The following is a 3,772-nucleotide window of genomic DNA, read 5'->3' as shown; positions in this document are numbered from 1 at the left end:
TCGAAGCCCGAGTACACATACCTCGGCGGATGACCTTCGCCGCGACGCGGGACAGCCATGAGAAGGGGCTGCTGCCCGCGGCGGCCGCCTCAACGGGCGCAACTTCCGCCATTGCCTTCTGGGTCGGCGCCTCTATGGAGCCAGTGCGCGGCCGGCCGGAAGCTGCGCCCGTGTGTCTTCGCGGAGCGCGAGTGCCGTACGATTCTCAGAGCTTTTGCCGACCAACCGCCGTTCCGAACCGGCGCTGGGCGGCGTCGAAACGGCCAGGACGACCCCTATCAGGCCTGAGTGCGCGCGTTCGCCGCGATAGCGCGCCTCCGCTCCGGCCGTTGGGGAGATCGTGGGACAAGTCTGCGCTGATGGGCGGCGACACCCGTTGGCAAGCCGCGGCGACGTTTGGCCTAACATAGCCACACTGTCCCGATCGCTCTCCACACGATTGTCCGCGAAGAGTTACCACAAGTTCTTCTCCGACAAGGTCAAGGCGCGAGGTCGTGCCTCAAGGGCCAGTTTGACGTCCGCAAGGAATTTGAGACCTTGGAAGAGCGCTGCGTTCCATCCTACGTGCATCCATTCCTGCCGGCGGTATGGCGCCCGGAGGGCCCGATCCTCGACTTCGGTTCGCCGACCGGCGAGGCGCTTCCTGTTGCAGCAAGCCAAAGGTCTACACCAATCTGCGCCGCCGAGACGCCCGGTCGGTGGGGCGGCGGGGTCCGCGATCTCGCAGCGGACGCGGGCCCATTGCCTTTGCGGACGTGTTGACCGTGGGGGGCGGACCACCGCCGGCAGTCACTCCGGTCTCAAGCATCCTCTTCCTGAGTGAGGGCGGCCCGTCATTTGCATTCAGGGTTTCGTGGACCTGATGTTGGTCAATTTGGGACGGAGGCTCGTAATGAGGTGGCTTAGAAGCGCGCTTGTCGCGCTCGTAGTGACCAGCGGCGCTGGCGCTGCGAATGCTGCGGTGACACTGCAATTTCAGAGCGTCTCGTCGAGTGGCGCTGCTGACATCGTTGGCCCGCTGGAGAAGCTCATCAATCAGTCAGGCTTGTCAGCGCCGTACGTAAACGGCGTTACGGATTTTGACTCGTTTGTCAGCACGACAACAGGGTTCAGCGTCGGAGCAGCCGGCGTCGCGGGCGCTCTAGCCCCGTGGCCTGTCACCTTCAACTTTGGCTTCACAACCGCGCAGACGATCGACGCGCTGGCGATCTTCAATCAGCGCGGTGCGGCGAGTATCCGCGCCTTCAACATCTACCGGGCAGACTTGGAAGACTTCAGTGACGCCACGCTTCTAGGCCGCTACGAGATAGCGTCTTCAACGACGAAGGTGCCGTTTGTGGCCGCGTTCAGAGAGACGAGCGCGCAATATTTTCGTCTAGAAATTGTGTCCAATCATGGGCTGAAGACCTCCGTGCGCTTCGACGAGGTGATCGCCCGGGGCGATCAGTTGCGCCTTCCTCCCCCACCTCAGGACGTTGTACTGGGACCAGGGCCCGGCCGACTCGACGGCGCTCGGACTGGTGTGGCCGTGCCCGAGCCGTCCACCTGGGCGCTCATGATCGGTGGTTTCGGTCTGGCGGGTGCGCGTCTGCGTCGCAGGAGGGCGGTAGCCGCCTGAGCACGGATCCACAGTGTCAGAGACCAGGCCGATGCCGAGGGAGGTCCTGGCTGCCCACCCGCCCAAGGGTCGCCCCATCCCATGGCTCTTGGCACGGCAGGTGGCGTGCCAATCGAGCGGCGGGCGCTCGCGACTGATCTCGGCGTGGCGCTGGCGCCTCCGTCGCGGCCCGCGCCCGCGAGCCGGGAATCGACCTCTCGCCTGGCGGTCTCTTCAGCGCGACAACGGAACGCGGGTCGCGTCACCGCCGCCGAAGACCTGCAAGGCCAAGTCCAGTCGATCGACCACTGGATCGCCTTCGGTAATGCCCAGGGCGCGAAGGTCGGCCCCCAAGCTTCGGGCCGCCTCTATCACCACAGCCGCTTGCTGGGCGTCTGCGATGAGGTTCAGGAGCGACTCGCTGTACTGAGGAAGACTGAACTGGGCTGTGGCCCAGGCGCGCGCCTTGGCCCCCATCCTCCGGCGCTCGGGCTCGTCGGACACCAAGCTCTCCAACACCTGAGTGAGAGCCTCCACTGGAACGTCCGGGGCGACTTTATAGACGAACTCGTCTGGTAGATCCGCGTAGAACCCCGCATCCGCTACGATCACGGGCCGACCGGAGAGCAGTCCCTCAATTGCGGAGGCAGACGCGCCTTCCAGTACGGGCTTACGCAGGCAACAGATCACGTCCGTACGCTGGAGGTGTTCTGCAAGGGTCGCATCGTCCACCGCTCCATGAAAAACCACGTTGACGAGTTCGAGTTCCGCGACGAGCGCTTCCAGCCGAGCCCGTTCGTGGGGTTCAATCGGCCCAACCAACTGATAGCGCAGGCACAGGCGCAGGACGCTGGAAGCGGCGATGGCCCGGAGGACTTCCTCGACGCATTTGTTGCGATTGAGCACCCCGATCGTCATTGCTGTCAGGATGCGGCTGCGCCTTCGCGGCAAAGGTGGAACGTCGCGACTGCCCCAGGGCAAGGCGGCGACTGACACCGGGCCGGGACAGTGGTTGGAAAGGCGAGGGACGTAGAAGGCCGAGTGAGCGAGGGCTGCACAGCAGCGTCCAGCGAACCACTCGGTCATTGGCAGCTCGGCGGCGATGCGGCTTTGGGCAAGCGCGCCGTGGCGGGCTGCGCGCGCCAGCTCAGCCGTCTGTCGACCGTAGAGGTCAAGGACGGCCTGATCGTGCAGGAGACCGGCCGCCTCGGATACGCCGTGCGCCGAGACAAGTCGGCCCCAGAATAGATTGTAGAGGTAGAAGTCGTGGAAGACGCCGATCGTCGGCGCCTCCTCAAGGAGCCTGTAGACCCCAGCGTGGAACGGAAAGTGGTCGCCGATGTTGGCGACCAACACCTCTTCTCCGGCCCGCACGGCTGCGAGGTCCACGGTGCGCCAGGGCTCGAGGGGGAGCCGCGTGGCATGGCGAGCCGAGAGCGGTGGAGTCTCGTGATCCAAGGCTACCAGCTTCACAGTGTAACCGAGCTGGACGAGATTCTCGGCGACAGAGACACTCACGCGCCCAATGGCGGATCGCGAGTCGATTGGTGTCGCGATCAGGATTTTCATGACGCCAGTCGGGCCTCGGCCGCGCCCTTAGGTCTGACGAAGACGAGGTTCGCGGACTCGACCGCTTGAATCGCCCTCATATCCACGGGCCGTACGTGGCCCCAAGGCTCGAGTATTTCTTGTGCGTAGAGACCGTGCTCCGTGAAGGCCTCGAACCACGCCTCCGGCGTGATGCCGGTCCGGCGCAGATGGGAGGGACCGAACTCGACGACGATCGCCATATCCGGATTCTCGGCGAGGGTTCGCGCAGCGCCCGCCAAGACATCGAGTTCCGCGCCCTCCACATCGATCTTGATCACATCCAATCGGCCCCCGCGAGGAATGACGTCGTCCAGACGCACGATGCGGACCGTCAGATCTTCACCCTGTGAAGCTTCCTCCGCGGGAAGCGGATAGAGCGAACTGTGGCCCGGCACGGGGCTGACGTAGAAGGTCGCCAGCCCGGCCTTCCGGCCGACGGCCTCGGCACGCAGGTTCACCCACGACAGCCCATTCAGTTTCAGCGTCTCGGCCAACGCGGCGTGCATCGCAGGCTCGGGTTCGAAGGCGTACACCGTCCCATCCGCCCCGACCGCCCGTGCGCAGGCGACAGTGAGCAAACCAATG

The 3,772-nt window shown here is 64.9% G+C and carries 3 protein-coding genes; 1 reads left to right on the top strand and 2 read right to left on the bottom strand.

Features of this window, described 5'->3' with window-relative positions:
* Positions 1 to 961: 961 nt before the first annotated feature.
* The gene (locus QZV94_RS23805) at positions 962 to 1,618 is read left to right on the top strand and encodes a PEPxxWA-CTERM sorting domain-containing protein (RefSeq protein ID WP_293682767.1); all 657 of its coding nucleotides are present in this window, start codon (positions 962 to 964) and stop codon (positions 1,616 to 1,618) included.
* Positions 1,619 to 1,831: 213 nt separating this feature from the next.
* Here QZV94_RS23805 and QZV94_RS23800 read toward each other — a convergent pair whose 3' ends face one another.
* Positions 1,832 to 3,166, bottom strand: a complete 1,335-nt coding sequence (locus QZV94_RS23800; RefSeq protein ID WP_293682765.1) for a glycosyltransferase family 4 protein — start codon at positions 3,164 to 3,166, stop codon at positions 1,832 to 1,834.
* Positions 3,163 to 3,772 (bottom strand): FkbM family methyltransferase (locus tag QZV94_RS23795; RefSeq protein ID WP_293682763.1); only part of this gene is annotated, 610 nt, incomplete at its 5' end. The genes QZV94_RS23800 and QZV94_RS23795, both read right to left, overlap by 4 nt.

This window comes from uncultured Phenylobacterium sp., assembly GCF_902826855.1.
Lineage (GTDB): Bacteria > Pseudomonadota > Alphaproteobacteria > Caulobacterales > Caulobacteraceae > Phenylobacterium.
The sequence above is the reverse complement of the archived record's forward strand: the minus strand, read 5'-3'. Positions and strand labels throughout refer to the sequence as shown.

Excerpts from the sequence above, each read along its gene's own strand:
- QZV94_RS23800 (WP_293682765.1), bottom strand. The coding sequence starts at position 3,166 with ATGAAAATCCTGATCGCGACACCAATCGACTCGCGATCCGCCATTGGG.